This window comes from Deinococcus koreensis, assembly GCF_002901445.1.
In the GTDB taxonomy this organism is placed as follows: Bacteria; Deinococcota; Deinococci; order Deinococcales; family Deinococcaceae; genus Deinococcus; species Deinococcus koreensis.
In genome coordinates this window covers 890539-914218 of sequence record NZ_PPPD01000001.1, presented here as the reverse complement: position 1 = coordinate 914218, position 23680 = coordinate 890539, and the positions used below count along the sequence as shown (strand labels likewise).

At 70.4% G+C, this 23680-nt stretch carries 27 protein-coding genes and 1 tRNA gene; 13 read left to right on the top strand and 15 right to left on the bottom strand.

Translation table 11 applies throughout. From position 1 onward, the window contains the following. Window positions 1-292 precede the first annotated feature (292 nt). Window positions 293-931 (bottom strand): lysophospholipid acyltransferase family protein, encoded by a 639-nt coding sequence (locus CVO96_RS04315; protein ID WP_103310717.1) that lies wholly within the window; start codon window positions 929-931, stop codon window positions 293-295. A gap of 69 nt (window positions 932-1000) precedes the next feature. Here CVO96_RS04315 and CVO96_RS04310 point away from each other — a divergent pair, with 69 nt between their 5' ends. Beyond that, complete coding sequence (locus CVO96_RS04310; protein WP_103310714.1) at window positions 1001-1630, top strand: SDR family oxidoreductase; 630 nt, start codon at window positions 1001-1003, stop codon at window positions 1628-1630. Window positions 1631-1947: 317 nt separating this feature from the next. On the opposite strand, the gene xseB is transcribed toward CVO96_RS04310, so the two are convergent. Next, window positions 1948-2193, bottom strand: a complete 246-nt coding sequence (gene xseB / locus CVO96_RS04305) for an exodeoxyribonuclease VII small subunit (protein ID WP_103310712.1) — start codon at window positions 2191-2193, stop codon at window positions 1948-1950. 90 nt (window positions 2194-2283) lie between these two features. Here xseB and CVO96_RS04300 point away from each other — a divergent pair, with 90 nt between their 5' ends. Further along, on the top strand, window positions 2284-3459 hold the full coding sequence (locus tag CVO96_RS04300) for a hypothetical protein (RefSeq protein WP_103310710.1): 1176 nt from the start codon (window positions 2284-2286) through the stop codon (window positions 3457-3459). 24 nt (window positions 3460-3483) lie between these two features. Then, on the top strand, window positions 3484-4185 hold the full coding sequence (locus CVO96_RS04295) for a flavin reductase family protein (protein ID WP_103310707.1): 702 nt from the start codon (window positions 3484-3486) through the stop codon (window positions 4183-4185). Between the two features lie 9 nt (window positions 4186-4194). Here the strand turns inward: CVO96_RS04295 and CVO96_RS04290 are convergent, their stop codons facing one another. Then, window positions 4195-4830 carry a DNA-3-methyladenine glycosylase family protein gene (locus tag CVO96_RS04290; protein ID WP_341476163.1) on the bottom strand — a complete coding sequence of 212 codons (636 nt, stop codon included), beginning with the start codon at window positions 4828-4830 and terminating at the stop codon, window positions 4195-4197. Window positions 4831-4917: 87 nt separating this feature from the next. Between CVO96_RS04290 and CVO96_RS04285 the strand changes: the two genes are divergently transcribed. After that, entirely contained in the window at window positions 4918-5388 is a 471-nt protein-coding gene (locus CVO96_RS04285; protein ID WP_133161735.1) for a hypothetical protein, read from the top strand. A 9-nt stretch (window positions 5389-5397) separates the two neighbouring features. On the opposite strand, the gene tmpR is transcribed toward CVO96_RS04285, so the two are convergent. From tmpR to CVO96_RS04260, 5 genes are all read right to left on the bottom strand, one after another. Then, a complete protein-coding gene (gene tmpR, locus CVO96_RS04280; RefSeq protein ID WP_103310703.1) occupies window positions 5398-6123 on the bottom strand; it encodes a bifunctional dihydropteridine reductase/dihydrofolate reductase TmpR in 726 nt (241 codons plus the stop codon). After that, window positions 6120-6530 carry an NUDIX domain-containing protein gene (locus tag CVO96_RS04275; protein ID WP_103310700.1) on the bottom strand — a complete coding sequence of 137 codons (411 nt, stop codon included), beginning with the start codon at window positions 6528-6530 and terminating at the stop codon, window positions 6120-6122. Before CVO96_RS04275 ends, tmpR begins: the two co-directional genes overlap by 4 nt. A 33-nt stretch (window positions 6531-6563) precedes the next feature. Next, on the bottom strand, window positions 6564-8048 hold the full coding sequence (locus tag CVO96_RS04270; RefSeq protein WP_103310696.1) for an ABC transporter permease subunit: 1485 nt from the start codon (window positions 8046-8048) through the stop codon (window positions 6564-6566). Then, the gene (locus CVO96_RS04265) at window positions 8045-8980 is read right to left on the bottom strand and encodes a DMT family transporter (RefSeq protein WP_103310693.1); all 936 of its coding nucleotides are present in this window, start codon (window positions 8978-8980) and stop codon (window positions 8045-8047) included. The genes CVO96_RS04270 and CVO96_RS04265 overlap by 4 nt, the downstream gene beginning before the upstream one ends. 61 nt (window positions 8981-9041) lie before the next feature. Then, window positions 9042-9587: a hypothetical protein gene (locus CVO96_RS04260; protein ID WP_103310691.1), complete on the bottom strand. Its 546-nt coding sequence runs from the start codon at window positions 9585-9587 to the stop codon at window positions 9042-9044. A gap of 245 nt (window positions 9588-9832) precedes the next feature. Here CVO96_RS04260 and CVO96_RS04255 point away from each other — a divergent pair, with 245 nt between their 5' ends. Together CVO96_RS04255 and CVO96_RS04250 are read left to right on the top strand one after the other, a co-directional pair. Beyond that, window positions 9833-10042 (top strand): hypothetical protein, encoded by a 210-nt coding sequence (locus tag CVO96_RS04255; RefSeq protein ID WP_103310688.1) that lies wholly within the window; start codon window positions 9833-9835, stop codon window positions 10040-10042. A gap of 97 nt (window positions 10043-10139) precedes the next feature. Then, window positions 10140-10787: an SRPBCC family protein gene (locus CVO96_RS04250; protein ID WP_103310686.1), complete on the top strand. Its 648-nt coding sequence runs from the start codon at window positions 10140-10142 to the stop codon at window positions 10785-10787. A gap of 439 nt (window positions 10788-11226) precedes the next feature. Here CVO96_RS04250 and CVO96_RS04245 read toward each other — a convergent pair whose 3' ends face one another. Both CVO96_RS04245 and CVO96_RS04240 read right to left on the bottom strand, forming a co-directional pair. Beyond that, a complete protein-coding gene (locus tag CVO96_RS04245; RefSeq protein ID WP_103310683.1) occupies window positions 11227-11580 on the bottom strand; it encodes a hypothetical protein in 354 nt (117 codons plus the stop codon). Window positions 11581-11590: 10 nt separating this feature from the next. Then, on the bottom strand, window positions 11591-12190 hold the full coding sequence (locus tag CVO96_RS04240) for a TetR/AcrR family transcriptional regulator (RefSeq protein ID WP_103310680.1): 600 nt from the start codon (window positions 12188-12190) through the stop codon (window positions 11591-11593). A 115-nt stretch (window positions 12191-12305) separates the two neighbouring features. Here CVO96_RS04240 and CVO96_RS04235 point away from each other — a divergent pair, with 115 nt between their 5' ends. Together CVO96_RS04235 and CVO96_RS04230 are read left to right on the top strand one after the other, a co-directional pair. Beyond that, window positions 12306-13394, top strand: a complete 1089-nt coding sequence (locus tag CVO96_RS04235) for a pyridoxal phosphate-dependent aminotransferase (protein WP_103310677.1) — start codon at window positions 12306-12308, stop codon at window positions 13392-13394. Between the two features lie 8 nt (window positions 13395-13402). Further along, on the top strand, window positions 13403-13723 hold the full coding sequence (locus CVO96_RS04230; RefSeq protein ID WP_103310674.1) for a CxxCxxCC domain-containing protein: 321 nt from the start codon (window positions 13403-13405) through the stop codon (window positions 13721-13723). Here CVO96_RS04230 and chrA read toward each other — a convergent pair. Together chrA and CVO96_RS04220 are read right to left on the bottom strand one after the other, a co-directional pair. Next, complete coding sequence (chrA, locus tag CVO96_RS04225; RefSeq protein WP_103310671.1) at window positions 13688-14848, bottom strand: chromate efflux transporter; 1161 nt, start codon at window positions 14846-14848, stop codon at window positions 13688-13690. The genes CVO96_RS04230 and chrA overlap by 36 nt on opposite strands. A gap of 86 nt (window positions 14849-14934) precedes the next feature. Further along, on the bottom strand, window positions 14935-16017 hold the full coding sequence (locus CVO96_RS04220) for an acyl-ACP desaturase (protein WP_103313292.1): 1083 nt from the start codon (window positions 16015-16017) through the stop codon (window positions 14935-14937). 258 nt (window positions 16018-16275) lie between these two features. Here CVO96_RS04220 and CVO96_RS04215 point away from each other — a divergent pair, with 258 nt between their 5' ends. Both CVO96_RS04215 and CVO96_RS04210 read left to right on the top strand, forming a co-directional pair. Beyond that, window positions 16276-16731, top strand: a complete 456-nt coding sequence (locus CVO96_RS04215; RefSeq protein ID WP_103310669.1) for a peroxiredoxin — start codon at window positions 16276-16278, stop codon at window positions 16729-16731. An 89-nt stretch (window positions 16732-16820) separates the two neighbouring features. Next, on the top strand, window positions 16821-17762 hold the full coding sequence (locus tag CVO96_RS04210) for a ParA family protein (protein ID WP_103310667.1): 942 nt from the start codon (window positions 16821-16823) through the stop codon (window positions 17760-17762). 19 nt (window positions 17763-17781) lie between these two features. On the opposite strand, the gene bshB1 is transcribed toward CVO96_RS04210, so the two are convergent. Next, on the bottom strand, window positions 17782-18501 hold the full coding sequence (gene bshB1, locus CVO96_RS04205) for a bacillithiol biosynthesis deacetylase BshB1 (protein WP_103313291.1): 720 nt from the start codon (window positions 18499-18501) through the stop codon (window positions 17782-17784). A 96-nt stretch (window positions 18502-18597) separates the two neighbouring features. Here bshB1 and CVO96_RS04200 point away from each other — a divergent pair. Together CVO96_RS04200 and murJ are read left to right on the top strand one after the other, a co-directional pair. Next, window positions 18598-18672, top strand: a tRNA-Thr gene (locus CVO96_RS04200). A 133-nt stretch (window positions 18673-18805) separates the two neighbouring features. Then, the gene (murJ, locus tag CVO96_RS04195; RefSeq protein WP_103310665.1) at window positions 18806-20386 is read left to right on the top strand and encodes a murein biosynthesis integral membrane protein MurJ; all 1581 of its coding nucleotides are present in this window, start codon (window positions 18806-18808) and stop codon (window positions 20384-20386) included. A 69-nt stretch (window positions 20387-20455) separates the two neighbouring features. On the opposite strand, the gene CVO96_RS04190 is transcribed toward murJ, so the two are convergent. Continuing rightward, window positions 20456-21613: a glycosyltransferase gene (locus CVO96_RS04190; protein WP_103310663.1), complete on the bottom strand. Its 1158-nt coding sequence runs from the start codon at window positions 21611-21613 to the stop codon at window positions 20456-20458. A 103-nt stretch (window positions 21614-21716) separates the two neighbouring features. Here CVO96_RS04190 and hisA point away from each other — a divergent pair, with 103 nt between their 5' ends. Next, window positions 21717-22451 carry a 1-(5-phosphoribosyl)-5-[(5-phosphoribosylamino)methylideneamino]imidazole-4-carboxamide isomerase gene (gene hisA, locus CVO96_RS04185; protein WP_103310661.1) on the top strand — a complete coding sequence of 245 codons (735 nt, stop codon included), beginning with the start codon at window positions 21717-21719 and terminating at the stop codon, window positions 22449-22451. A gap of 8 nt (window positions 22452-22459) precedes the next feature. On the opposite strand, the gene CVO96_RS04180 is transcribed toward hisA, so the two are convergent. Continuing rightward, on the bottom strand, window positions 22460-23635 hold the full coding sequence (locus CVO96_RS04180) for a YihY/virulence factor BrkB family protein (protein WP_103310659.1): 1176 nt from the start codon (window positions 23633-23635) through the stop codon (window positions 22460-22462). Window positions 23636-23680 lie beyond the last annotated feature (45 nt).

The following is a 23680-nucleotide window of genomic DNA, read 5'->3' as shown; positions in this document are numbered from 1 at the left end:
GGGTCACGAGTCCGGGGACTTTGCGGCGCATCCTGCTCGCCTGCGAGGCGGACATGCGCTTTCTCCATCCCCACGACGCGGCCCTGACGGTCGATCTGAACGCTGCTCCCCGGGTTCCGAGCTACATCAGGAAGGGACGGATGCGGTGGGAATTGGACGGCGTGATGAACGCGAGGGGTGGGCGCGAAGCCTTCGAATGCACAGCGATCCGACTCAGGAGTGGCCTGAGCGTCCTGCACACCAATGCTCCACTCTGGTATACGCCGCCACCGTCCTGAACCCGGTTCACTCCCTACGCCCCCGGCTGCGCCAGCCGTTCCAGTTCGCTGCCCAGCTCGGCCGTGACCGCCTTGATCCCGCCTCTGGGAGAAATAGCCGGGCCGAAGCGCACCAGCCAGCGCCGTCCCTGCCGGCTGATTCCGGCGGGCAGGATCGGCGCGCGGCCCTTGGCGGCGATCAGCGCGACCCCGCCCTGCAGCTCGTGGCCACCGCGTGTGCCCTCGGGGAAGATGCCCACCGTGCCCTGGTTCTTCAAGATCCGCAGGGCGGTGCGAACCGCGCCGACATCGTTGCCGGAGCGGTCGACCGGGAAGGAACCGCCGGTACGGATGATCCAGCCGATCAGCGGCAGGAACAGCTCCTTTTTCGCCATGAACTGCAGGTGTCTCCCCGGCGGCAGGGCGCGCGCCACCAGGAAGGGGTCGAGCCCGCTGACATGGTTGGAGGCCACCACCAGCGGCGTGCCCGGCGGCGGCATGTGTTCCTGGCCCTCCACGTCCAGCCGCATGCCCGACAGGAGCACCGGCAGGTAGGTCACGGCCACCACGAAGCGGTACATCAGCGGGTTCACGACCGGCGCCGGCACGTCGGCCGGCAGTGCCGGCGTGGTCGGCGGGGCCTGTGGAGACTCGGGACGCATGGCGTCGCTCATGTCTGCCAGGATACCCGCAAAGGTGCATTGACGAACTCTTTATCTGCGCCCGCGGCGTAGCCTCGGCCTATGAATCTCAGCGTGATCGGGGCGGCGGGCGGCGTGGGGCGACGGGTCGTGGCCCAGGCCAGTGCGGCAGGACACAGGGTACGTGGTCTGGTACGAACCGAGGAACAGGCCGAGATGCTGCGCCTGCACGGGGCCGAGCCGGTGCTGGGTGACCTGACCGGCGACTGGCAGGACGTGCTGGACGGCGCCGACGCGGTTGTCTGGGCCGCCGGCGCCGGCGTGGCGGGCCACGCCCAGGCCATCGACGGCGACGCGCTGATCCGTGTGGCCGACACCCTGCCCGTGCGCGGCCCGCGCCGGCTGGTGGTCGTGAGTTCGATGGGCGTGGATCGCCCGAATCAGATGCCGCCCTTCCTGGCGGGCGTCCTGCGGATCAAGGCGGGGTCGGACGCGCACGTGCAGGCCAGCGCCCTGGACTGGACGATCGTGCGCCCCGGCGGCCTGAGCGACACGCCGGGCAGCGGCCGGGTGCGGGTGGCCGCGCAGCTTCCGGGCGGCATGATCCCGCGGGACGACGTGGCGGCGGTGGTGCTCGCCTGCCTGGACGACCCCCGCACGGTCGGCCGGGTCTTCGAGGTGGTCTCCGGCGAGCAGAGCATCACCGACGCGCTGGGGGGCCTGCCGCTCTGAGCGGAGGGGGCGTGATCAATGGTGCGGACAGTTTCATACCGCCAGTGCTGAACAACTCCGTTATTGCTGTCTGGGACGCCATTTCCGTCCCCCCCTCTGCTGCACAGCTCTCCGAGTCCCAGCCTCTCGCGGAGCGAGCTGTTCCAGTCCCCCACAAGGGGAGAGGAGCCAAAAACCTCGTCCTCAGCGCATTTGAAAGGACACTGAGCCTAAACTGTCCAGACTATTGATGAGACCGGTTCCTTCGGCTGTCACCCTGAACGGCGTGAAGGGCTTTCCCTTCCCTGGAGCAGTACCGGATGGCGCCCGGACTCAGGTCAGCTTTCATCCTCGTCGTACTCGTCTGCATCTGCCTCGTCGTCTGAACCCTCGTCGGCCCAGGTGCCGGCCAGCACGGCGCGCACCGCTTCCAGGCGGTCGCGGCACCCGGCGTAGGCGACCCGCGCTTCCTCCAGCAGCGGCAGCACGCGGTCGAGGTCGGCCTCGCCGCTTTCCAGCTCGGCCGCGATGCGCGACAGGGTGGCGTAGGCCTCGCGGTAGGAGAGGGCGGCGTCTGAACTCACGGCGCCATGCTACCGCCCCAGGCCCTATGGGTGGTCTGACCGTTGCCAGCCGTGGTCTGCCGGCTCAGAATGACCAGACATGGAGGAACCATGCGTAACCGCGCCCACTGGCTGGCCCTCACCCTGTTCGGTTCCCTGCTCCTCCCGGCCGGCGAGGCCGGCGGTGCTCCCGGCCTGAGCTCTCCCACGGGCCCTGACCCCGTGCTGGCGGTCGCGGCGGGCACGGACGGCCGGGGGAACGCCGTGGTGGCCTGGGTCGAGCGGACGAACCGCGCCGGTGGGCACCCCGCCGAACAGCTCCACGCCGCGCGGCTCCGGGGACTGGCCTGGGAGCCCCTGGGCGGCGTGGTCAACGAGAACGCGCCCTTCAACGCCGCCAAGCCCACGGTGCATCCGGGCGCCGACGGCTCGGTCTGGCTGGCCTGGGAGGAGGGCAGCGGTCTGGCGCACATCGACTCGTACCTGATGTCCAACTGGCAGGGGGGGGCCTGGACGAGCCCCACGCCCTATGCCCTGCGCCGCAACCTCTCGGACGCCGGCCGCTCGCGCTCCTTCGCGGCCTCGCCGGACAACCGGCCGCTGGTGGGCTGGACCGACATCGGTACGGGCTCGCGGCGTTACCCCAGCGTGGTCTCCCTGCGGCGGTGGACGGGGAGCGGCTGGCAGGCCACGCCGTACCTCAACCTTGACCTCCGGCGCCCGGCCTTCATGCCCTCTGTGGCGGCGGTGGGCGGACGGGTCATGGTCGCCTACGTGGAGGGCGCGACCACCCAGTCCGACCTGTGGGTGCGCGTCTGGGACGGCGTGCGCTGGCAGACCGTGGGCGGGAGGCTGAACGTGAATCCCCGCACCTTCATCTTCCTGCCCAGATTAAGGGTCGACCCGGCCGAGCGCCCGGTCGTGGCGTGGCTCGAAGACCTGAACGGCCTGGACGTCCTGTATGTCTCACGCTGGAACGGGCAGACGTGGCAGCGGCTGGGCGGGCCGGTCAGCGTGCCGGGACAGCTGGCGTCCTCGGCGTCGCTGGGCTTCGATCCACAGGGCCGGGCGGTGGTGGCCTGGAACCAGGGGCCCGACGGGGCGCGAGGGGTGCACGCCGCCCGCTGGGAGGCCGGCCGCTGGCTGCCGCTGGGCGGGCCACTCAACGCCGACCCCCGCGCCGACACCGACCACGCCAGTCTGGCGGCCGGGCCGGGGGGCGTGCTGGTCGCCTGGCGCGAACTGGAGGCCGGGCACTGGAGATTGAAGGTGCAGCGGCTCGAATAGGGCGGAACCCCGCTAGGCTGAGCCATGACCAACCCCCCGGAGTTCATCCCCGCTCCCGACTCCACGGCTCCCGAGTCCACGTATTTCGACCTGACGGCGCTTCCGCAGGCCGCGCGCTACAAGCTGCTCACCGCCAGCGTCGTGCCCCGCCCGATCGCCTGGGTGAGCACGGTGTCGGAGACGGGCACGGTTAATCTCGCCCCGTACTCGTTCTTCAACCTGCTGGGCTCCGACCCGCCCGTGGTGGCCTTCGCGCCCGGCGACCGCGCCGACGGCACGCCCAAGGACACCGCGCTGAACGTGGCTTCCGGCGGCGAATTCACCGTGAATCTGGTCAGCGCGGCGCTGGCGGCCACCATGAACGCCACCGCCACCGACTTCCCACGGCACCTGGGCGAGCCGGAGACGCTGGACATCGCGCTCGTGCCCGGCATCCAGGTTCGGACGCCGCGCGTGGCCGCCAGCCCCGCCGCCCTGGAATGCCGCCACGTCCAGACCGTGCTGATCGGCCGCACCCGCATCATCCTGGGCGAGGTGCTGGGCCTGACCCTGCGCTCGGACGCCGTGCAGGACGCCGGGAAGCATCACGTGGACACGGCGGCGCTCGACCTGATCGGCCGCATGGGGGGCCGGGGCGGCTACACGACCACGCGGGGCACCTTCACGGTCGACCGGATCGGGTACGAGGCGTGGCAGGCCGCGCAGGAGAAGGCGCCCGAGGACTGATCGCCCCTCCTACAGCGGCGCGCCCCCAGACTTCTGGCCCGACTGCAGCCGCGTGTAGTCGGCCCAGACATAGCGGGCGGCCAGGGTGCGGTAGGGCGCCCAGCCGGCCAGCACCTCGGCGCCCGGCGTGTCCGGGTACAGGCGCGCCAGCCCCTGCCGCAGGGCCAGGTCGCCCATGCTGAACACGTCGGGGCGGGCTAGGGCGAACATCAGGAACATCTCGGCCGTCCAGCGGCCGATGCCGGGCAGCGGCAGCAGCTCGCGGATGATCTCCTCGTCGTCCAGTGTGGACAGGTGGGCGAAATCCACCGCGCCGGTCTGAGCGGCCTCGGCGATGGCCTTGACGGTACGAACCTTCGCCCACGACAGGCCCAGCGCGCGCAGTTCCTCGCCCGGCGCGGCCAGCAGGGCCGGCGCCGTGACCTCGCCCAGGTGGGCCACCAGCCGGGCGTGGATGGAGGCGGCGGCCTTCACCGAGAGCTGCTGCCCGTTCACCGAGCGCACCAGCGTGCCGAAGGGGTCGGGCGTGGGCGCCAGCACCGGCAGCGGGCCCACCTGCGCGGTGACCAAGGCCATCACCGGGTCGCGGGCGAGGTGAAGCAGGGCGTCGTCGTGGTGGGTCAGCGGCAGGATGGACGTGGACACACCCCATCTTCGCCCACCGCCCGGCCTGTCTACGCGGGTCGCGGGCCACTTCACACGGGGATCAGGAAAGCGGGGCAGGATAGGAGTGTGAAATTTGTTACTGTTCTGCTCCCCCTGCTCGTCCTGTCTCTGCTTCCCGCGTCTGCCCAGACCCGCATCGGGCAGGTCACGCTGACGCCGTCGCCGCCTGCCAGCGCCCCAGCCCGCTCCGGCCCTTCGGAATACACCTGGGAAGCTGTTCCCGCCGGCATGTACGAACTGCGCGGGCGCATCGGCACGGGCCAGGAAGGCCAGCGCCTGCCCGCCGGCAGCCGGATCCGGGTCACGGTGGAGGAGGTCGGGGGGTCGGGCAGCCTCGCCAGCGCGGAATTCGGCACCAGCCGCCTGAGCACGCCGTACCAGCTCTATTTCAGCGCCGGCCGCCTGAGCAGCGGGCGCCGTTACGTGGTGCGCTGCCGCATCGTGGACAGCGCGGGCAGGCTGCTCTACCGCAGCGCCGATCTGCCTCTGCCCCGGCAGTCCCGCTCCACCCTGAATCTCACGGTCTCGGCTTCCTGATCTACAGGTCTACAGGTTCCAGCCGCCGGCGATCTCCAGTTCCTGGCCGGTCACGTAGTCGCTGGCCCGCACGAAGTACAGGGCGCCGTCCACCAGCTCCTGCACCGTGCCCAGCCGTCCGGCCGGGATCTCGCGCAGCGGCTGGCTGACGCTGGTCTCGATCACGCCGGGGGAGACCACGTTCACGCTCACCCCCGTGCCCGCCAGCGCCACCGCCAGCGAGCGCGACAGGTGCAGCACGCCCGCCTTGGCGATCACGTAGGGCACGATCCCCGGTCGCGCCAGCACGTTGCGGGCCCCGGCGTAGCCCAGGTTCACGATCCGCCCGAAGCCCGCCGCCTTCATCAGCCCCGCCGCCTCCTGGCAGGTGGCGAAGGTGGAAGTCAGGTTGCTGCCCAGCATGTCGGCCCACTCGGCGTCCGTGGTGTCCAGCAGCGGCCGGTGCACGTAATTGCCGACGTTGTTCACCAGCACGGCCAGCGGCGAGTCCGCAAAGGCTGCGTGGGCGTCCCGGACGAGCTGCCGGGCCTGGGCCGGCACGGTCACGTCGGCGGGCAGCACGACCGCCTGAACGCCAGCCTCGCGGCAGAGTCGGGCGGTCTCCTGGGCATCGGCCTCGCTGGAGCGGTAATGGACGGCGACGTGGTAGCCCTCCTGGGCCAGCGCCACCGCCAGCGCCCGCCCGATGCCCCGCGCCGCGCCCGTGACCAGGGCCGTGCCGCGCCCCGAAGTCATGCGCGCTCCCGCTGCACGGCCAGCTCCACCAGCGTGCGGGTGATGGTGTTCAGCGGGTAGTCCAGCGCCTCCTGCAGCGAGACCCAGGCCCACTCCTCAATCTCCTCGTTGGGCGTGACCGTGTGCCCGGTCGTGGAGGCGAAGAAGTCGACCAGCAGCAGGTGAGCTTCTGCGTGGAACTCAGGCGAGAGCACCGATTCCTGGGTCTGCGCGTACAGCACGTCATGCAGCTCCAGGCCGACCTCCTCGCGGAATTCGCGCTGCACGGCGGCCAGGAGGGTCTCGCCCCACTCGACCTTGCCGCCCGGCACGCCCCACAGCCCGCGCCACTTGGTCGTGCGGACCAGCAGCACCCGTCCGTCCGTTCCCCACACGAGCGCGCCCACGCACGCAGTCGGCCTGTTCATGGGGGCCAGCCTAGCGTGGGGGAGAAGCCGCGTTCAGCGTCCACGCCTACGCATGACCCGCCGTTCCAGGGTCGTGATGACCGTGTAGGTGAGCACCCCGAACAGCACCAGCAGGGCGATGGCGGCGTACTGCAGCGGTTTTTCGTAGTTGTAGCCGGCCCGCTGCACCTGGAAGCCCAGCCCCTGCTGGTTGGAATCGGTGAACTCCCACACCACCGCCCCGATGGTCGCGAGGCTGACCGACAGGCGCAGGCCGCCCAGCAGCACCGGCAGGGCGCCGGGCAGCTCCAGGTGGGTCAGGCGCTGCCAGAAGGTGGCCCGCAGCGAGCTGAAGACCTCGTGGTAGGCCCGGTCGACCTCGCGCACGCCGACCATCGTGGCGACCAGCAGCGGATACAGGGCGCTGAGCGACGACACGACCACGGCGGGCCACAGCCCGAAGCCCAGCACCAGCACCAGCAACGGCGCCAGGATCACGATGGGCGTACTCTGCGAGGCGACGATGAAGGGGCTCAGGAAGCGCTCCAGCGTGCGCGATTTGGCGATCGGGTAGCCCAGCAGCAGGCCGACCAGCCCCCCGGTCAGCGCGCCCAGCAGCGCCGTGCCGGTGGTGATCCCGAAGGCCCGCCAGAGCGTGGGCGCGTGTGTCACGTAGCTCGCCCAGACGTCGGCCGGCGAGGGGAAGACCAGCCGGTCGTCCACCCGCGCGGCGGTGAGCTGCCAGAGCAGCAGCCCCAGCGCGATCGCCAGCAGCGGCAGCAGGCGCGACCAGCCGAAGCGTTCGGGCGCCTCGGTTCGGATGCGGGTCGAGTCGCCGGCGCCCAGCACGGCCCGCAGGTGCCGCTCCAGGCCGTCGGTGTAGGCGCTGACCCGGCCCTCGCCGCGGGTGTCCAGTACCTCCACGATCCGGCCGCCGCGCAGCACCGCCACCCGGTCGGCCAGCCAGACCGCCTCGCGGATGGAGTGCGTGACCAGCACGGTGGTGCGCCCGGTCTTCTGATGAACCTTGAGCAGTTCGGCGTTGAAGCGCTCGCGCACCAGGGCGTCCAGCGCCGCGAAGGGTTCGTCGAGCAGCAGCACGTCGCCGCTCTGGGCCAGCGCGCGGGCCAGCGCCACCCGCGCGCGCATCCCGCCCGAGAGCTGCGCCGGGTAGTAGTCCGCGTAACCGTCCATACCGACCAGATGCAGCGCCTCGTGCGCCTCCAGGCCGCCGCCCGCGCCCAGATCGGCCGGAAGCTGCACGTTGCGCAGCGCCGTGCGCCAGGGCAGCAGGCGGTAGTCCTGAAAGACCAGCGCTGGGGCGGACTGCACCACCACGCGGCCCTTCTCGGGACGGAGCAGCCCCGAGATCACCCGCAGCAGCGTGCTCTTGCCCCCGCCCGAGGGGCCGATCAGGGCCAGGAACTCGCCGCGCTCCACGTCCAGCGTCACGCCGTCCAGAATGGTCTCGCCGCCCAGGCGCAGGGTCACGTCCTGCAGCTGGATGGGGGGCGTGCCCCCAGGTGTTCCCTCGGTCACGCCTTCACCGGGGCCTTCGGGCGGCCCAGGGTGTTCACCAGCACCACCCCGGCGATCGCCACCGCGCCGCCCAGCAGCGTGACCAGCCTGGGAACCTCGCCCAGCCAGACCCAGGCGATGAGAATGGCGAAGACCGGCGAGACGTACAGGAACGAGGTGGTCGTGCTGGCCCCCACCCGCGAGAGTGCGAAGGTCCAGGTCAGGTAGGCCAGTGCCGCCGGGAACAGACCAATGTAGATCACGGCCAGATGCGCCTCCAGCGGCGCGGCGCGCAGCTGACCCACGAAACCCGGCAGGAACACCAGCATGGGCACGGTGCCCAGGATCAGCGACCAGACCGTGAAGTGCAGCGGGTTCATGGTCTTCAGCAGCGGTTTCTGGAACACGAAGTACAGCGAGGTGAACAGGGCCGCCGCCAGGATCAGCAGCGCCCCGCGCGTGAAGCTTAGGCCCTCGCCGCTGCCCAGCACGATCAGGGTGACGCCGCCCAGGCTGACCAGCGTGCCCAGCCAGCCCAGCGCGTTCAGGCGCTCGCCGCCGAAGCGCGTGGCGAGCAGCGCCGTGATCACCGGCCCCGCCGCGATGATCAGGCTGGCGGTGCCGGCAGGCACGCTGAGTTCGCCGTAGTTCAGGCAGACGTGGTACAGCGTGATCCCCGAGAAGCTGAGCAGCGCGATGCGCGCCAGCACGTCCCTGGGTGGCAGCGGAATGCGGGCCACCAGCGCGTACAGCCCCAGCGCCAGCGCCGCGACCCCGAAGCGGTACAGCGTGAGGTGGCCGGGCGTGAAGGCCTCCAGCCCGGCGCGGATGCCCGCGAAGGCCGAGGCCCAGAACACGATGGTGACCAGGATCGCCCCCAGCGAGAGGGCGTCCAGTCGGCCGGTCTGGGGCGCCGCAGGGGCAGGAGCAGGGGAGGGAGCGGCCGGGCGCATGGCCTGAGCCTAGAGCATGGCGGTGGCTGGTGTCCCAGCGGAGGGAACAGACGGGGCGGCTCTACTTGCGCGTGTAGCTGCTCTGGTTGCGGAAGCGGAAGTCTCCGCCCGGCTGGCGCGTCTCGGTCAGGGTCACCAGCGTTCTCGCACCCAGGCGCAGCGTGCGGCGAACCTCGACCTTCACGCCGTTTTCCAGCTCGCTGCCCAGCAGCGTGGCCTGTCCACCCGGTCTGGCGAGGGCCGCGAAGGTCGTGCTCCTGAAGGTCTGCGTGGTGGGCTGCCCGGCAGTCTTCACGGTGTAGGTGCCGGTGGCCCAGCGGTGCGTCTCGTCGCTGCTCACGGTCGTGCCGAAATCGTCGTAGCTGAAGAGCCAGCGGGCGCTGTCGGTGCCGCTGGCTGTGATCGTCAGTTGCACGGGAATTTTTACCCGCCGGTCGGCGCCGTAGTCCTGATATTCGAGGTTTCCTGCCCAACGGCCCACGAAGCTCTGGAACGGGCTGGGCCGGCTGGTGCTGGGCTGACTGGCGCTGGGCCGACTGGAACTGGCCTGGGCGGTTTGGGCGGGAAACAGGAGCGTCAGGCACAGGGCGGCCAGTGGAATGCGCATGGGGAACCTCTATGTAAGCACCTTCAAGGTGAACGGAGGGTGGAGTGGATGGCCGAATTGTCGATCCATCACCTTTTCACCCACTGATCGGAAGCTCTGTATCCGTCCCCGCTCATTTCCCATGTGAGCCAGTTCCCACGTGAGGGGGGGTTGACCTGCTCCACACTCGGGGCGCCCCGGCTGGCCTCAGCATGAACGCAGGGCACCTAGCACCGCCATCCGGCAGCACAGGGGAGGACTCGGCAATGGGACAGGAGAAACCGCAGACCACGGAGCAGGGCACGGGCGTCAGCACGCCGGAAACGATGGACACACACGGCGGCGGCGACGCCTCCACACACGGCGTGAACACCAACCTCGATCCCAATATGCAGGGTGGCCCGGCCACCCCGGCCGATCGCGCCGCCACCGAGGAGATCGAGCGCCAGCACGTGCAGGACACCGGCCCTGAGTGAGCCGGGCCGCGTCCGACCCGCGTTTATGTGAAGTTGGGCAAGGCTTCACATGTCCCACTGACGGCGCGTCTACACTGCCCTTTACGGAGGATCAAGCATGACCAACCAGACTGGAATGGATCAGACTCGAATGATGACGGGGGCCGCAGGCGGCGCTCTGCTGCTGATGGGTCTTCGCAAGCGTGGGGTGCTGGGGATCGGCATGGCCGCCGTGGGGGGCTACCTGGCCTACCGCGCCGCCACCGGGAACGATCCGGTGATGGCCGCCGCCGGGCTGAGCGGCAACTCGACCGCCTCCAAGCCGATCTTCGTCGAGCACAGCGTGGTGGTCGAGCGTTCCCCGCAGCAGGTCTACGACTACTGGCGCAAGCTGGAGAACCTGCCGCAGATCATGAGCCACCTGGAAAGCGTGACCACCCTGGACGACAAGCGCAGCCGCTGGGTGGCCAAGGCGCCGCTGGGCACGCACGTCGAGTGGGAAGCCGAGATCGTGAACGACAAGCCCGGCCAGCGCATCGGCTGGCACTCGCTCCCCGGCGCCACCGTGGATAACGCCGGCAGCGTGCAGTTCGAGGAACTGCCGGGCGGCCACACGCGCATCCACGTGGCCCTCTCGTACCGGCCGCCCGCCGGCCCGCTGGGCGCCGCCGTGGCCAAGCTGTTCGGCGAGGAGCCCAGCCAGCAGATCGCCGAAGACCTGCAGAAGTTCAAGACCGTCTTCGAGGGCAGCAGCGCCCAGGCGTAAGCAGGTGCTGGAGGAGGGTGGCCCGCGTAGGTGGGCGACCCTCCTTTTTAGTTGTGTGGGACGGGAGTTGAGGACAGGGCTCGTCACGATGGCGTGTGATGTTGAGCGAGGCGAAACATCTCTCCCGGCCTGTAGGAACGGCGACCGCGAAGTTGAGTGGGCGCTCTGAGGAGTGGGCGGCAAGGCGACCCCTCTCCTGCGGAGCTGTACCAGCCAGTCTGCTTCACAGCCAGCTCCCCTTAGAAGGGAGCCAGGAAAAGCGTACCAGTCGGGCTTTTCCTTGCCTCTCTTCTAAGGGGACTCGGAGAGCTGCGAAGCAGAGGGGTTTACGTAGCGCCATCTCGCACACCATCCCGGAAGTTTCGCTGTTGCCCCAGCGCAACGGAAAATCCTCCTCTGCTGTCGGATCACAAGGGTTTTGATGCTCGCGCTGTCCGGCTCAGCGCTCGACCCGGGCCGAATCCGCCGATTCGTCGTCGCCCGCCTCGGCCCTGCGCTCTGGCACGGGCACCTCGGCGCCCTCCTCAATTACGGTCAGCGAGCGCAGGGTCTCGCCCTGATGCCAGCCGTACTGGGGATTCTTCAAACCCAGCGCGGCGGCGATGGCCACGGCGGCGCTCCTCTCGGGCTCGCCCTCCAGGCTGAACAGCAGGAAGCGCCGCCCACCGGGCGCGATGCGGATGAACAGATCGGCGCCGATCTCCAGTTGCTGGGTGCGCTCCAGGCGGGCGGCGCGGCCCTGCGCGTACTGCAGGGCCTCGCGAATCCGGACGGTGACGGTGGGGTTACTCATAGCAGCACCTTCATATCGGATTCCTCAGGCCGCTGAGCAGCATGTCGGCGAAGCTGTCGGCCACGTCGCGGGAACTCAGGGCGCCGCCGGGGCGATACCAGGTGTAGGCCCAGTTCACGGCCGAGAGCACCAGATACGCGCTCATCTTGGGGTCGAGGTCGGCCCGGAACACGCCCTCCTTCATCCCCTGCACCATCAGCTCGCGGTAGAAGGCGTCGATGGAGTCGCGCCAGCCGGTCACGCGGGCGTAGGCGCCGGGCGAGAGGTGCTTCCATTCGTGGAAGAACACGGTCGCGCTCTCCATGTTGTCGGCCACGACCTGGATATGGCGGCGCATGGCCTCGCGCAGTTTCTGATCGGCGGGCAGCGGGGTGTCCCGCAGGCTGAACAGGGCCCCGTCGAACTGCCGCGAGGCCTGGTTGACGATCTCGATCAGCAGCTCTTCCTTGCCGCTGATGTGCGCGTACAGGCTGCCGCCCTGCATCCCCAACTCGCCGGCCAGATCACGCATGGAGGTCGCGTGGTAGCCGCGCTCGGAAAACAGGCGGCTGGCCGAATCGAGGATCTGCTCGCGGCGGGGTTTGCTGGGGTCGGGGGGGCGCTCGGTCATGGTCGCGGGAACGCCGGGGGCGTCTACGCGGAGGGTAGCACGCGACCAAACGCCCGTTCGGAGTGGGTGGGCCGGCGCCCTGTGCCGTGCGGGAACGGGTGGTAAAACTGGGCCCATGAGCCACGCCCCCTCTGTGCCCACCCTTCAGGAGAGCCCGGACGGCATCCGCCCGGCGGTTCGCGCGGTGCCTGCCTATCCCTTCACGCCCATCGACGCCGCCATCAAGCTCGACCAGAACGAGAATCCCTACGACTTCCCGGCCGAGCTCAAGGCCCTGGCCGCCGAGCGGCTGCTCTTGCGCCCCTGGAACCGCTACCCCGACCTGCACGCCGACGAGCTGCGCCGCCGCATCGCCGCCTATGAGGGCTGGGACGAGCGCGGCGTGGTCGTGACCCCCGGCAGCAACGTGCTGATCAAGCTGCTCACCGAACTGGCGGGCATCGGCCAGACCGTGCTGACCGTGAACCCCACCTTCAGCGTGTACACCCTGGAAGCGCAGCTGCTGGGGGCGAATCTGGTGCAGGTGCCCCTGCAGGGCGACTTCTCGCTGCCGGTGGCGGCCCTCACCGCCGAACTGCGCTCGCGCCCCCCCGGCGTGCTGTACATCACCCAGCCGCACGCGCCCACCGGGCACCTGGACGCCGAGCGGGACGTGCGGGCGCTGGTGGGGGCGGCCCCGGAGTGGGTGGTCGTGCTCGACGAGGCCTACCACCAGTACAGCGCCTCGGACTTCCGGCCGCTGGTGCGCGAATGCCCCAACGTGCTGAGCCTGCGGACGTTCTCCAAGGCCTGGAGCCTGGCGGGCGTGCGCGCCGGCTACGCGCTCACGTCTGCGGGGCTGGCCGCCAACATCCAGAAACTGGTCTCGGCCTTCAACGTGAATGCGCTCACCCAGGCCGCGCTGGAAGTCGCCCTGGAACAGCCGGGCTACGTGCAGGCGCGGGTGCAGGAGGCCATCACCGAGCGCGGGCGGGTACTGGGGGCACTGCGGGATCACCCGACCTGCCAGGCCCTGCCCAGTCAGGCCAACTTCTTCCTGCTCCGCACGCCCGACGCCGACGGCGCCTACCGGCACTTCCTGTCGCGCGGCATCGTGGTGCGCCGCCAGGACAGGCTGCACCTGCTCTCCGGCTGCCTGCGCGTGGCCATCGGCACGCCCGCCGAGAACGACGCCTTCCTGCGGGCCGTGGCCGAGCTGCGCTAGGCCGGTCGGTGAGCCACAGCGACCCCTTTCAGGCCCCGCCCGAGTACGCCCCGCGCTCCACGCTGGTGCGGAGCTGTACCGCCTGCGGGGCGTGCTGCGCGGCGCCCGATATCGCGGCCCTCAACAAGCCCCTGGGCGTGCCCTGTGTGCATCTGGATTTCGGCTGCCTGTGCCGCATCTACGAGTCGCGCCCCGGCGTGTGCCGCAACTACCGCCCGGACTGGGTGTGCGGCGAGGTCGCGCCCCTGCCCACGCTGGAGCGGCGCGTGGAGCGCTTTCTGGCGATCTACGGTCTAGAGAGCGAGCTGCCCGGCGACCGCGCACCCTAGCACCACCGCCCAGGCAGGCAGTTTCAGCGCACTCAGGGCCGCGTAGGCCAGCAGGGCCAGGGCGAACTCGCGCGGCCCCCGCACGCCTCCGGTGAACACCGGGGCATAGAGCGCCGCGAGCAGCAGCCCCACCACCCCCGCGTTCAGCCCCGCCAGCGCCGAGCCGGCCGCCGGCAGGGCCGAGAGGGCAGACCAGAAGGGCAGTGCCCCCAGCATCAGCAGCGCGCCGGGCAGGAACACGCCCAGGGTGGCGACCAGGGCGCCCGCACCAGGGGAGAGTGCTCCCTGCGCCGCGCCCAGGTAGGTGGCGAAGGTGAACAGCGGCCCCGGCACCGCGTTCGCCGCGCCGTAGCCGGCCACGAAGGTCTCGTGATCCAGAAACCGCGGCACGAAGCCGGCCTCCAGCAGGGGCAAAACCACATGCCCGCCCCCGAACACCAGCGCCCCCGCGCGGAAGGTCGCGTCCAGCAGTGCCCAGCCCGGCCCGTACGTCGCCAGCAGCGGCAGCAGGAGCAGCAGCGCTCCGCAGGCGGTCAGTAGCGCCAGCCCCACGCGCCTGGAGACCGGAACGGCCGGAAGGTGTCCCTGGGCTGACGCCTGTCCGCGGAGGAAGCGCCAGCCCACCAGCGCACACACGACCAGCGCTCCGACCTGCCAGCCGGCCCCCGGCCACACCACCAGCGCGGCCGCTACGCCCAGCGCCAGCCCGGCCCGCAGGCGATCCGTCACCAGTTGCCCCCACATCCCCGCCACCGCCTGCGCGACCACGGCGACCGCCGCGACCTTCAGGCCCAGCAGCCAGCCGGCGCCGCCCACCTCGCCCATGCGCGTGATCCCCAGGGCGAAGGCGACCATCAGGGCCGCGCTGGGCAGCGTGAAACCCAGCCAGGCCGCCAGCGCGCCGGGCCAGCCGGCCCTCAACAACCCCACCGCCAGGCCGGTCTGGCTGCTGGCCGGGCCGGGCAGGAACTGGGCCAGCGCCACCAGGTCGGCGTAGCCGTCCTCGCTGAGCCAGCCGTGCCGGGCCACGAACTCCGTGCGGAAGTACCCCAGATGCGCCACCGGCCCGCCGAAACTGCTCAGGCCCAGGCGCAGGAAGACCAGAAAGACCTCCAGGGCACGCATGGGGAACAGGGTAAGGGGTCGGGAGTCGGTAGGCCAAAAGCAACAGCCCCGGCGGACACCAGGGCTGTAGCTCGAATACGCGGCGCTCAGTCGTCTGCCGCCTGCACCTGCGGGCGCGGCATCTCGGGGTTCTCCACGAAGCCGGTCGGGTCGTAGAGGTCGAAGCCGATGTCCTTCTCGTAGTCCTGGATCTTGACGTGCAGGCGTTTGACGTCGCCCTCGACCTGACCGTAGTCGAAGGTGTCCCAGATGGCGGTGGTCTTGAAGTTGCCGCCGTCGAAATCGGGCACCTCGCGGGTCTTGCGGATGCCATGTTCCAGGGCCTTGCGGCTCTCGATGCCCATGTTACGGAAGGCCACCTGCATCACGTCGCGCTGGAAATCGCGCGGGCCGTAGATGCCGGCGCGGTAGACGGTCTCCTGAAACTGCTGCCAGTCTGGAATCAGCGTGGCGGCGGGCATCGAGAACTGTCCGATCACGTTCTGGATGGCCTTCAGGGTCTGCTCGGGGTAATAGTACAGGTACATCCGCACGCCTTCGAGGAAGAAGTTGTAGTGCGCCGCCTCGTCCACCGCGATGGTCTGGGCGACCTTCGCCAGCACGGCGTCCTGCACGCCCTGGAACTGCGGCTTGTCGCTCCTGCCCTGGGCGATTTTCATCATGTTCAGGTAGTTGAGCTGGGTGGCGCGCTCCTGGAACACGGTGTACACGAGGTTGTGAATGGCGTCGGGGAAGGGCAGCTCCCAGGTCTGGGACTTCAGGCGATCCTTGTAGTCCGCGATCCATTGGGGGCTGCGCTGGCCGCTGAACAGCACGGCGTTTTCCCAGGCGTCGGCGTGCTTTTCCTCCTCGCTGCCCCAGCGCATCTGGAAGTGACTGCGGCCGTGGCTGCGGCGCACGAGGTGGATCAGGTTGGAGGTGAAGTCGGGGGCGTACTGCTCCACGGCGAAGAAGCCCTGGATCACCGTGATGATCTCCGGCGGCAGCGCCTTGTTCATGGCCCGCCAGTCGAAGGACTTGTCCGGGTTCCAGTTGCGCGTTTCCTGGCTGCGGGCAGTGTACCAGCGGTACAGCCCCAGGAAGCCGCGCTCGATCAGGCGGTCTTTTTCCCGGTTGCTGAGTAGCCCGGCCGGGGTGGGCGGGCGGTCGATCAGGGTGTCTGGCGGCATGATGTCGGCGGTGGGGTCAGCCACGGGGTTCCTCCTGGGACGTCCGTGAAGACAGGGTGCGGACGATATGGGTTCACCCTACGCGCCGCCCAGCCGGGGGGCCGTGAGCTGGTACGCGGTTCAAGGGCACAGTTCTTGCGGTCTCGCAGAGCGGGAGCTCATCGCCCCGTCAGGGAGAACCCCGCACCGTGCTGTTTGATGAACCCTGCCACAGACGGGCCAGTGTCTCCCGCCAGACCCGGCCGCTACACTCGGCCCATGAGTCTCGTCGGACAGACCGCGCCCGAGTTCAGCCTGCCGGCCTCGACCGGGCAGACCATCACCCTCAGCTCGTACCGGGGCCACCAGCACGTGGTGCTGATCTTCTACCCGCTGGACTTCAGCCCGGTCTGCTCCATGCAGCTGCCCGAGTATTCCGGCCGCCAGGACGACTTCGCCGATGCCGGCGCGGCGGTGCTGGGCATCAACCGCGACTCGGTGCACGCCCACAAGGCCTGGGCCGCCGAATACGGCATCGAGGTGCCCCTGCTGGCCGACATGACCCTGGCGGTCGCCCGCCAGTACGGGGTCGCCATCGACGAGCGGGGCATCAGCGGCCGGGCCGTGTTTCTGATCGACAAGTCTGGCGTGGTGCGCTTCCAGCACGTCGAGGCGAAGACCGGTGACTACACCGTGCGGCCGGAAGTGGTGCTGGCGAAACTCCGGGAGTTGTAGGCCCGCCCCCGCTGCCTGAAGAAATGGTGACTGCCCCCCCGCGCACCTGGGTTCAGGGCGCAGGCGTGCGGGTGCTAGAACGGGGCCCGATGCCCTCCGTTCTCAGTTTCATCAACCTCAAGGGTGGCGTGGCCAAGACCACCACGGCCGTCCAGCTCGCCGACACGCTGGCTTTCATGAAGCAGCGCCGGGTGCTCGTGCTCGACCTCGATCCACAGACCAACGCGACCCTGGCCCTGATCGGCGAGGAGCGCTGGGCGCAGGCCGACGAGGAGGGGCAGACCCTCGCGCAGCTCTTTCTCGATCAGGTGAACGGCACCCAGGTCTTCGACGTGAACCGGGCGGTCATCAAGGGCGCCAGCAACCTCAACCGGGTGCCGGCGAGCCTGATCGAGCAGCTGCCCGAGGGCGCCCGCTACGGCCGGGTGGACGTGCTGCCCAGCTCCATCCGCCTGATCGACGTGCAAGACCGGATGCAGGACATCGCCAGCCGCTCCTTCTACGCGGTCAACCCGATGGAGGTCGTGCGGAAGTTCGTCGCGCCCCGGTTCGCCGGGTACGATCACGTCCTCATCGACTGTCCGCCCAACCTGGGCTTCATCACCCAGAACGGGCTGGAGGTCAGCGACCACTACCTGATCCCGACCATCCCCGACCGGCTCAGCACCTACGGCATCGGGCAGATCGCCGGGCGCATCGCCGAGATCCGCCGGGCCCGCGCGCTGACGATCCGCTGTCTGGGGGTGGTCATCACCAAGTACCAGTCCAGCAGCACCCAGCACCGGCAGGGGCTGGCGCGGCTGCCGGGCGATCTGGAGCGCGCCTTCGCAGGCACCGGCGAGGGCGCCCCGCCCATCCTGGGCACCATCCTGCCGCAGACCAACGCCAGCGCCGAGGCGATGACCTATGACCGGCCGACCGGCACCTACCGCGATAAGTACGGCGGGGGCCTGGTGGGCGGGCAGGCCGCGTACCGCTACGGCCTCGATCTCGCGGACGAACTCGAAGACCTGCTGGCCGTGCCCGCTTGAATCTCTCCCGCTGGAACGCCTACAGCGCGGCCGGGTCGACCAGCAGGGCGTCCTCGACCTCGAAGGCCTCGGCGTAGCGCACGCGCCCCAGGGTGCCCCAGTAGCTCTGGCGGGCGCGGCGGCGCTCCACGATCTCCGGCGTCACCGTCTCCGAGATGGCCGCGCCGGCGAACTGGCTCTCGTGGGCCAGGATGGCGGCGGCCCAGACCTCCTGCACGCCCTCGACATCGACCAGCAGCGTGGGCGTGATGTCCGCGTTGCCCTGGTAGAGCAGCACGCGCGAGACCCGGTGCGGCTCGCCGGCCACGTAGGCCTTCTGCAGCTGTGCCAGATGCACGGCGCGCTTGCTGAGATGGTAGGCCCCGAAATGATCCGGGTGGCGATCCTGGAAGTGAGGCACCACCAGCACCCGGGGCCGCAGAACCCGCAGCGCCGCGGCCAGCCGGTGCGCCGACTTGGGCGTGTCCACGATCTCCCCGTCGATGAGTCCCAGTTGCCCCCGCCAGCTCAACCCCATGAGCTGCGCCGAGCGCACGCACTCCTGGGTGCGGATGTCCGGCGTGCCCTGGGTGCCCTTCTCACCGCGCGACAGTTCCAGAATGCCCACCGCGCGCCCCGCCTGGGCCAGCCGGATCAGCGTGCCGCCCGCTCCGATCTCGGCGTCGTCCGGGTGGGGGGCCAGACACAGCCAGTCCAGCGGTTCGGCGGCGCCATACACGGTCTCGAAAGCAGCATTCATGCGGCCAGGATAGGGCGTCATGCTCATTCCGGGCGCATGTGGCGAGCTTGACACCCCCCCGGGGCGTCCATATACTTTTCAAGCCTGCACAGGCCGGCCAGTGTAGCTCAGTGGTAGAGCAGCTGATTCGTAATCAGCAGGTCGTCGGTTCAAGTCCGACCCCTGGCTCCAGAGAAGACAGGAACCCGCTCAGGAGGCGGGTTTTTTGTGTCTCATACGCTGACGGCCTCAGCGGTCGCGCGGGGCCAGGCCCCAGGGCGACCGCCAGCCACCACCCGGCAGCCGGCACAGTACAGTTGGGCGCGTGACCGTTCCGCCCGCCGAACCCGATCCCGCCGCGCCGCCGCAGGGCCCCGCGCAGCCCTCGCCGCTGCCCCGGCGGTCGCTGCGGGTCAACACCCTGATCGTCATGGCGGGCACGCTGGGCTCGCGGCTCTCGGGCATCGTCCGGCAGCAGATCATCAACCTGTTCGATACTTCGCTCACCGACGCCTTCAACGTGGCGGTCAAGGTGCCCAACCTGCTGCGCGAACTGCTGGCCGAGGGCGCGCTGGTCAACTCGTTCATCCCGGTCTACAAGTCGCTGGACGCGGCCGAACGCCGCAAGCTGGCCGCGACGTTCTCAGGCGTGTTGATCGCGGTCAACCTGATCCTGATGGCGCTGGGCATCCTGGCGGCGCCCTGGATCGTGGGACTGCTGACCGCCGCCGACTCGAATATTGACCGGGCGGTGGCGGTCTATATGACCCAGCTCGTCATGCCCTTCCTGACGCTCATCAGCCTGTCGGCGGTGGCGATGGGCCTGCTGAACGCCGACGAGCACTTCCGGGAAAGCTCCTTCGCCCCGGTCGCCTTCAACCTTGCCAGCATTGTGGCGCTGCTGCTGCTGCCCGACACCGCGACCTGGCTGGCCTTCGGCTGGCTGATCGGCGGGGTCGCGCAGCTACTGGTGCAGCTGCCGGCGCTGCGGAGATACGGCCTGCTGCCCACGCCCGCCCTGACCCCCCACCCGGCAGTGCGGCGCGTGCTGGTGCAGATGGCGCCGTTCACCCTGACCGCCGGCGCGCGGCAGATCCTGAACGTCTACGTGACCCGCCTGCTCACCAACGGCGCGCAGTTTCCCACAGGCACGACCACCGGCTACGGCAACGCCGAGGCGCTGTTCACCACGGTCAACGGCCTGTTCGTGGTCTCGCCGGTGCTGGCGATGTTCCCGCGCTTCTCGCAGCACGCCGCCGACCGCGACTGGGCCGCCTTCCGCGCCCTGACCGCCCAGGCCATCCGCACCACGACCTTCCTGGCCGCGCCCATGAGCGCCCTGCTGGTGGTGCTCGCCCCCTGGGCCGTGAGTCTCTTCAACCTGCAGCGCGGCCTCGGGGTCACTACGAAGTTTGAGGCCGGCGCGGGCATCCTGACCGGCTGGGCGCTGGCCCTGGTGCCCTGGGCGCTCGTCACGGTGCTGCTGCGTACCTTCTATGCCCGTGAACGCACGCGGGAGGCCGTGGTGGTCAGCGCCCTGGGCTTCGTGCTGGAGGTCGGGCTGTACCGCCTGCTGGTGCCGCCGCTGGGCTTCCTGGGCTTCGGTGTCAGCACGGCCCTGAGTGGCCTGCTGATGTCGGGGGCGCTGATCGTGCTCTACCGCCGCGCCCTGGGCTTTCCGGGCCGCGAGGTCGCCACGCACCTGCTGCGGGTGGTGCCCCTCTCGGTGCTGGCGGGGGGGGTGGCCTGGCTGGTCTCGCGCCTGATGCCGGCGCCCGGCTTCATCGTGCCCGGCGTGATCGGCCTGAGCGTGGCGGGCGGCGCGGGGCTCGCGGCCTACCTGGCCGGGGCGCTGGCCCTGAGGGTGCCGGAAGTCTCGGGCGTGCTGCGGCGACTGCGCCGCTGAGCTGGGCCCCAGACCCTCAACGGCGCCGAGCGGGTTCGCCCGGGGGAACCCAAGCCGTCTTCTTCGCCGTCAGCCGGCCGGGCGGCGGCGCCCCCGCCCCATGACTGCCTGATAGACCCCTTCCAGATTTCCGGCGAGGGTGCCCAGGTCGTACTGCGCGGCGCTCTCGCGGGCGCGGGCTTGCAGGCCGGCCAGCGCGTCCCGGTGCAGGGCGGCCAGCAGGCCGTCGGCCAGGGCGCTCTGGGTGGCGTCGCGGATCAGGCCGTTCACGCCCTCGCGGATCAGATCGAGCGCGGCGGGGCTGCGGGCGGCGACCAGGGGGGTGCCGGCGGCCAGCGCCTCAATCATGCTCATGGGCAGCACCTCGGAGGTGCTGGCAGTCAGGAAGACGTCGGCGGCGCTCAAGGCCTCGGGCACACGGGCGTAGGGGAGGGGGCCAGTAAACGTCACGCCCTCCAGCGCCCGGGCCTGCGCCTGGGCGCGGCTGGGGCCGTCGCCGACCACCAGCAGGCGCAGCTCGGGGCGGCTGGCGCGGGCCACGTTGAAGGCGTGCATCATCACGTCCAGATTCTTCTCGGGGGCCAGGCGACCCAGGTACATCACCAGCGGGGCATCGGCTGGAACGTGGAACTCGGCCCGGAAGGCGTCGCCGCCCGCCGCACGGAAGGCCGCCAGATCCACCGGATTCGGGAAGAGCTGCACTGCCCCCGCGTACCCGTAGGCGCGCAGCATGTCGACCATCGCCTGACCGGGCGCCAGCACGGCGTCCACCCGCCGCGCGAAGGCGGAGATGTGCGGGCGCAGGATGGCGCGGCCCACGGAAGGGGGCATGGGCGCGTAATGCAGGTACTGGTCGTACTGGGTATGCGCGGTGTACACCACGGGCGCCCCGGCCAGGCGCCCCCACTTGAGCGCCAGTTGCCCGGCCAGGAAGGGGTGCATGGTGTGCAGCACGTCCAGATCGCGCAGCGGCAGCCTCCCCGTCAGGAGCGGCCCCGGCGCCAGCATGACCGGATAGTCGGCCGGGGCGCCCAGCGCGCGGGCGCCGGCGAACGAGGAATTCAGGCGGTACACGCCGTCCTCGTGCCCCGGCATCAGGGGGTGGCGGGGGGCGAAGATGCGGACGTCGTGGCCGCGCTCGCGCAGACCGCGGGCGAACAGCGCTGTGCTCGTCGCAACGCCGTTGCGCGAGGGCAGGTAGGTGGCTGTAACGATTCCGATCCGCACGCTGGAGAGCAGTTTAGCCGGAACGCTCCGGGCCGGGCGGCCCCCTGCCGTCTGATCCGGCACTGTGATCAGGCATCGTGATCCGGCCCGTATCCTGAACGCCATGAGCGCGCCCGCCCCTTCCGTGGCCCTTCCCCTGATCATCCCCTGCGTGGACATCCAGTCCGGCCGCGCCGTGCGGCTCTACGAGGGCGACCCCGACCGGGAGACCGTGTACTTCGAGTCCCCGCTGGAGGCGGCCCGGCACTGGGTCTCCCTGGGCGCCGGGCTGGTGCATCTGGTCGATCTGGACGCCGCCACCGGCCGGGGCGAGAACCGCGGGGTGATCGCCCAGATCTCCCGCGAGCTGGGCGTGCCGGTCGAGGTCGGCGGCGGCGTCCGTGACCGCGCGGGCGCCGAGGAACTGCTGCGCCAGGGCGTCCACCGGGTCGTGATCGGCACGGCCGCCGTGAAGTCGCCGGAACTGGTGCCTGAACTGATCGCCGCGCACGGCCCGGAGCGCGTGGTGGTGAGTCTGGATGCCCGTGGCCTGGAGGTCGCCACCCACGGCTGGGCGCAGGGCAGCGGCGTGAACGTGGCCGAGCTGACCCCCCGCCTCGCCGACGCCGGCCTCGAAACGCTGATCTTCACCGACGTGACCCGCGACGGCACGTTAAAGGGCCTGAACCGCGAGCTGATGCGTCAGGTACGGCAGCTCTGGCTCAACACCCTGATCGTGGGCGGCGGCGTGGCGAACACGGACGACGTGCGGCTGCTCCGGGAGGAGGGCATCCAGGGCGCCATCGTGGGCCGGGCGATCTACGAGGGCACCCTGAGCTATCCGGTGGTGCTGGACTGAAGCGCCGGCTACTCACGCCGCTTGCCCCCCGCCAGCCCCAGCACCCGCAGCACCATCACGGCGGGCACGGCCATGATCGCCAGCAGCGCGTTCCAGAGGGCGCCGCGCACTGAGGGCAGCAGCCGGCCCTCGCCGTGGCGCGGCACGGCGGGCAGCACCCGGGGCAGCCGGGGCACGTTGACCCCCAGCACCCGCCCGCGCGAATCGTGCACCGGGCCGCTGGCCCGTGCGGCGGCTGCCCGCTCCTGGGGACTGGGCGCCGTGCTGATCTCGGCGCCCTGGGCGGCCATCGCGCGCTTCTTCGCCACGTTGGCGGCGCCGCCCGCGTGGGTGCCGAACTTCTGCGAATACACCCAGGTCACCTCCGCGCCGAAGAAGAAGATCATGGCCGAGTAGTAGATCCACAGCAGCAGCAGCACCAGCGTGGCGGCGGCCCCGAAGACGCTGCCCGGCGCGGCCCGGCCGAAGTAGATGCCGATCAGGAGCTGCCCCAGCGTGAACAGCGTGGCGGTGAACAGCCCGCCCACCCAGACCTCGCGCCACTCCAGCTTCACGTCCGGCAGGAGTTTGTAGATGCCCGCGAAGACCGGCGCCAGGAACAGCGTGGACAGGACGAAGGTGCCCAGCCGCACCAGGATGGCTCCCGCCCCGATCCGGTCGCCCAGCCCCTGCGCGATGGCTGCCAGATAGGTGTTCAGCGCCAGGAACACGAACAGCAGCAGCCCGATGGCGATGATCATCAGGAACGACACGACGCGCGTGCGGATGATGTTCACCACGCCCTGCTGCGGGGCCGGATCGGCGCCCCAGAGGCTGTTCAGTGCGTCCTGAAGCTGCACGAAGAGCCCGGTGGCCCCCAGGAACAGCGCCCCGAAGCCCAGCACGGTCGCGGTGACGCTGCCCTGCTGCAAGGAGGCCTCGTTCGGAATCAGGCCCCGCAGGAAGTCGGCGGCGCCCTGCCCCAGGTTCTCCGCGACCAGGCTGCCGGGGCCGAACAGCTGCTCGGTCACGGCGTCGTTGCTCAGGAAGCGCCCGGCGATGGCCACCGCGAACAGCAGCAGCGGCGCGATGCTGAACATGGCGTAGTAGGCGATGGCCGCCGCCAGCCGCGGCGCACGGTCTTGCCCGAAGGCCAGCGCCGCCTCGCGGATCAGGGTGAACAGGTCGCTGGCAGTCAGCCTCATCCGGGCAGTCTACGGGCCCGCCCTCAGGGCGTCATTCGCCACCAG

Excerpts from the sequence above, each read along its gene's own strand:
- CVO96_RS04250 (WP_103310686.1), top strand. The coding sequence starts at position 10,140 with ATGACCAACCAGACTGGAATGGATCAGACTCGAATGATGACGGGGGCC.
- CVO96_RS04180 (WP_103310659.1), bottom strand. The coding sequence starts at position 23,635 with ATGAGGCTGACTGCCAGCGACCTGTTCACCCTGATCCGCGAGGCGGCG.
- CVO96_RS04300 (WP_103310710.1), top strand. The coding sequence starts at position 2,284 with ATGCGTAACCGCGCCCACTGGCTGGCCCTCACCCTGTTCGGTTCCCTG.
- CVO96_RS04315 (WP_103310717.1), bottom strand. The coding sequence starts at position 931 with ATGAGCGACGCCATGCGTCCCGAGTCTCCACAGGCCCCGCCGACCACG.
- CVO96_RS04310 (WP_103310714.1), top strand. The coding sequence starts at position 1,001 with ATGAATCTCAGCGTGATCGGGGCGGCGGGCGGCGTGGGGCGACGGGTC.
- bshB1 (WP_103313291.1), bottom strand. The coding sequence starts at position 18,501 with ATGAATGCTGCTTTCGAGACCGTGTATGGCGCCGCCGAACCGCTGGAC.
- CVO96_RS04245 (WP_103310683.1), bottom strand. The coding sequence starts at position 11,580 with ATGAGTAACCCCACCGTCACCGTCCGGATTCGCGAGGCCCTGCAGTAC.
- CVO96_RS04235 (WP_103310677.1), top strand. The coding sequence starts at position 12,306 with ATGAGCCACGCCCCCTCTGTGCCCACCCTTCAGGAGAGCCCGGACGGC.
- CVO96_RS04275 (WP_103310700.1), bottom strand. The coding sequence starts at position 6,530 with ATGAACAGGCCGACTGCGTGCGTGGGCGCGCTCGTGTGGGGAACGGAC.
- CVO96_RS04215 (WP_103310669.1), top strand. The coding sequence starts at position 16,276 with ATGAGTCTCGTCGGACAGACCGCGCCCGAGTTCAGCCTGCCGGCCTCG.
- tmpR (WP_103310703.1), bottom strand. The coding sequence starts at position 6,123 with ATGACTTCGGGGCGCGGCACGGCCCTGGTCACGGGCGCGGCGCGGGGC.
- CVO96_RS04255 (WP_103310688.1), top strand. The coding sequence starts at position 9,833 with ATGGGACAGGAGAAACCGCAGACCACGGAGCAGGGCACGGGCGTCAGC.
- CVO96_RS04295 (WP_103310707.1), top strand. The coding sequence starts at position 3,484 with ATGACCAACCCCCCGGAGTTCATCCCCGCTCCCGACTCCACGGCTCCC.
- CVO96_RS04220 (WP_103313292.1), bottom strand. The coding sequence starts at position 16,017 with ATGCCGCCAGACACCCTGATCGACCGCCCGCCCACCCCGGCCGGGCTA.
- CVO96_RS04210 (WP_103310667.1), top strand. The coding sequence starts at position 16,821 with ATGCCCTCCGTTCTCAGTTTCATCAACCTCAAGGGTGGCGTGGCCAAG.
- CVO96_RS04240 (WP_103310680.1), bottom strand. The coding sequence starts at position 12,190 with ATGACCGAGCGCCCCCCCGACCCCAGCAAACCCCGCCGCGAGCAGATC.
- CVO96_RS04265 (WP_103310693.1), bottom strand. The coding sequence starts at position 8,980 with ATGCGCCCGGCCGCTCCCTCCCCTGCTCCTGCCCCTGCGGCGCCCCAG.
- hisA (WP_103310661.1), top strand. The coding sequence starts at position 21,717 with ATGAGCGCGCCCGCCCCTTCCGTGGCCCTTCCCCTGATCATCCCCTGC.
- chrA (WP_103310671.1), bottom strand. The coding sequence starts at position 14,848 with ATGCGTGCCCTGGAGGTCTTTCTGGTCTTCCTGCGCCTGGGCCTGAGC.
- CVO96_RS04260 (WP_103310691.1), bottom strand. The coding sequence starts at position 9,587 with ATGCGCATTCCACTGGCCGCCCTGTGCCTGACGCTCCTGTTTCCCGCC.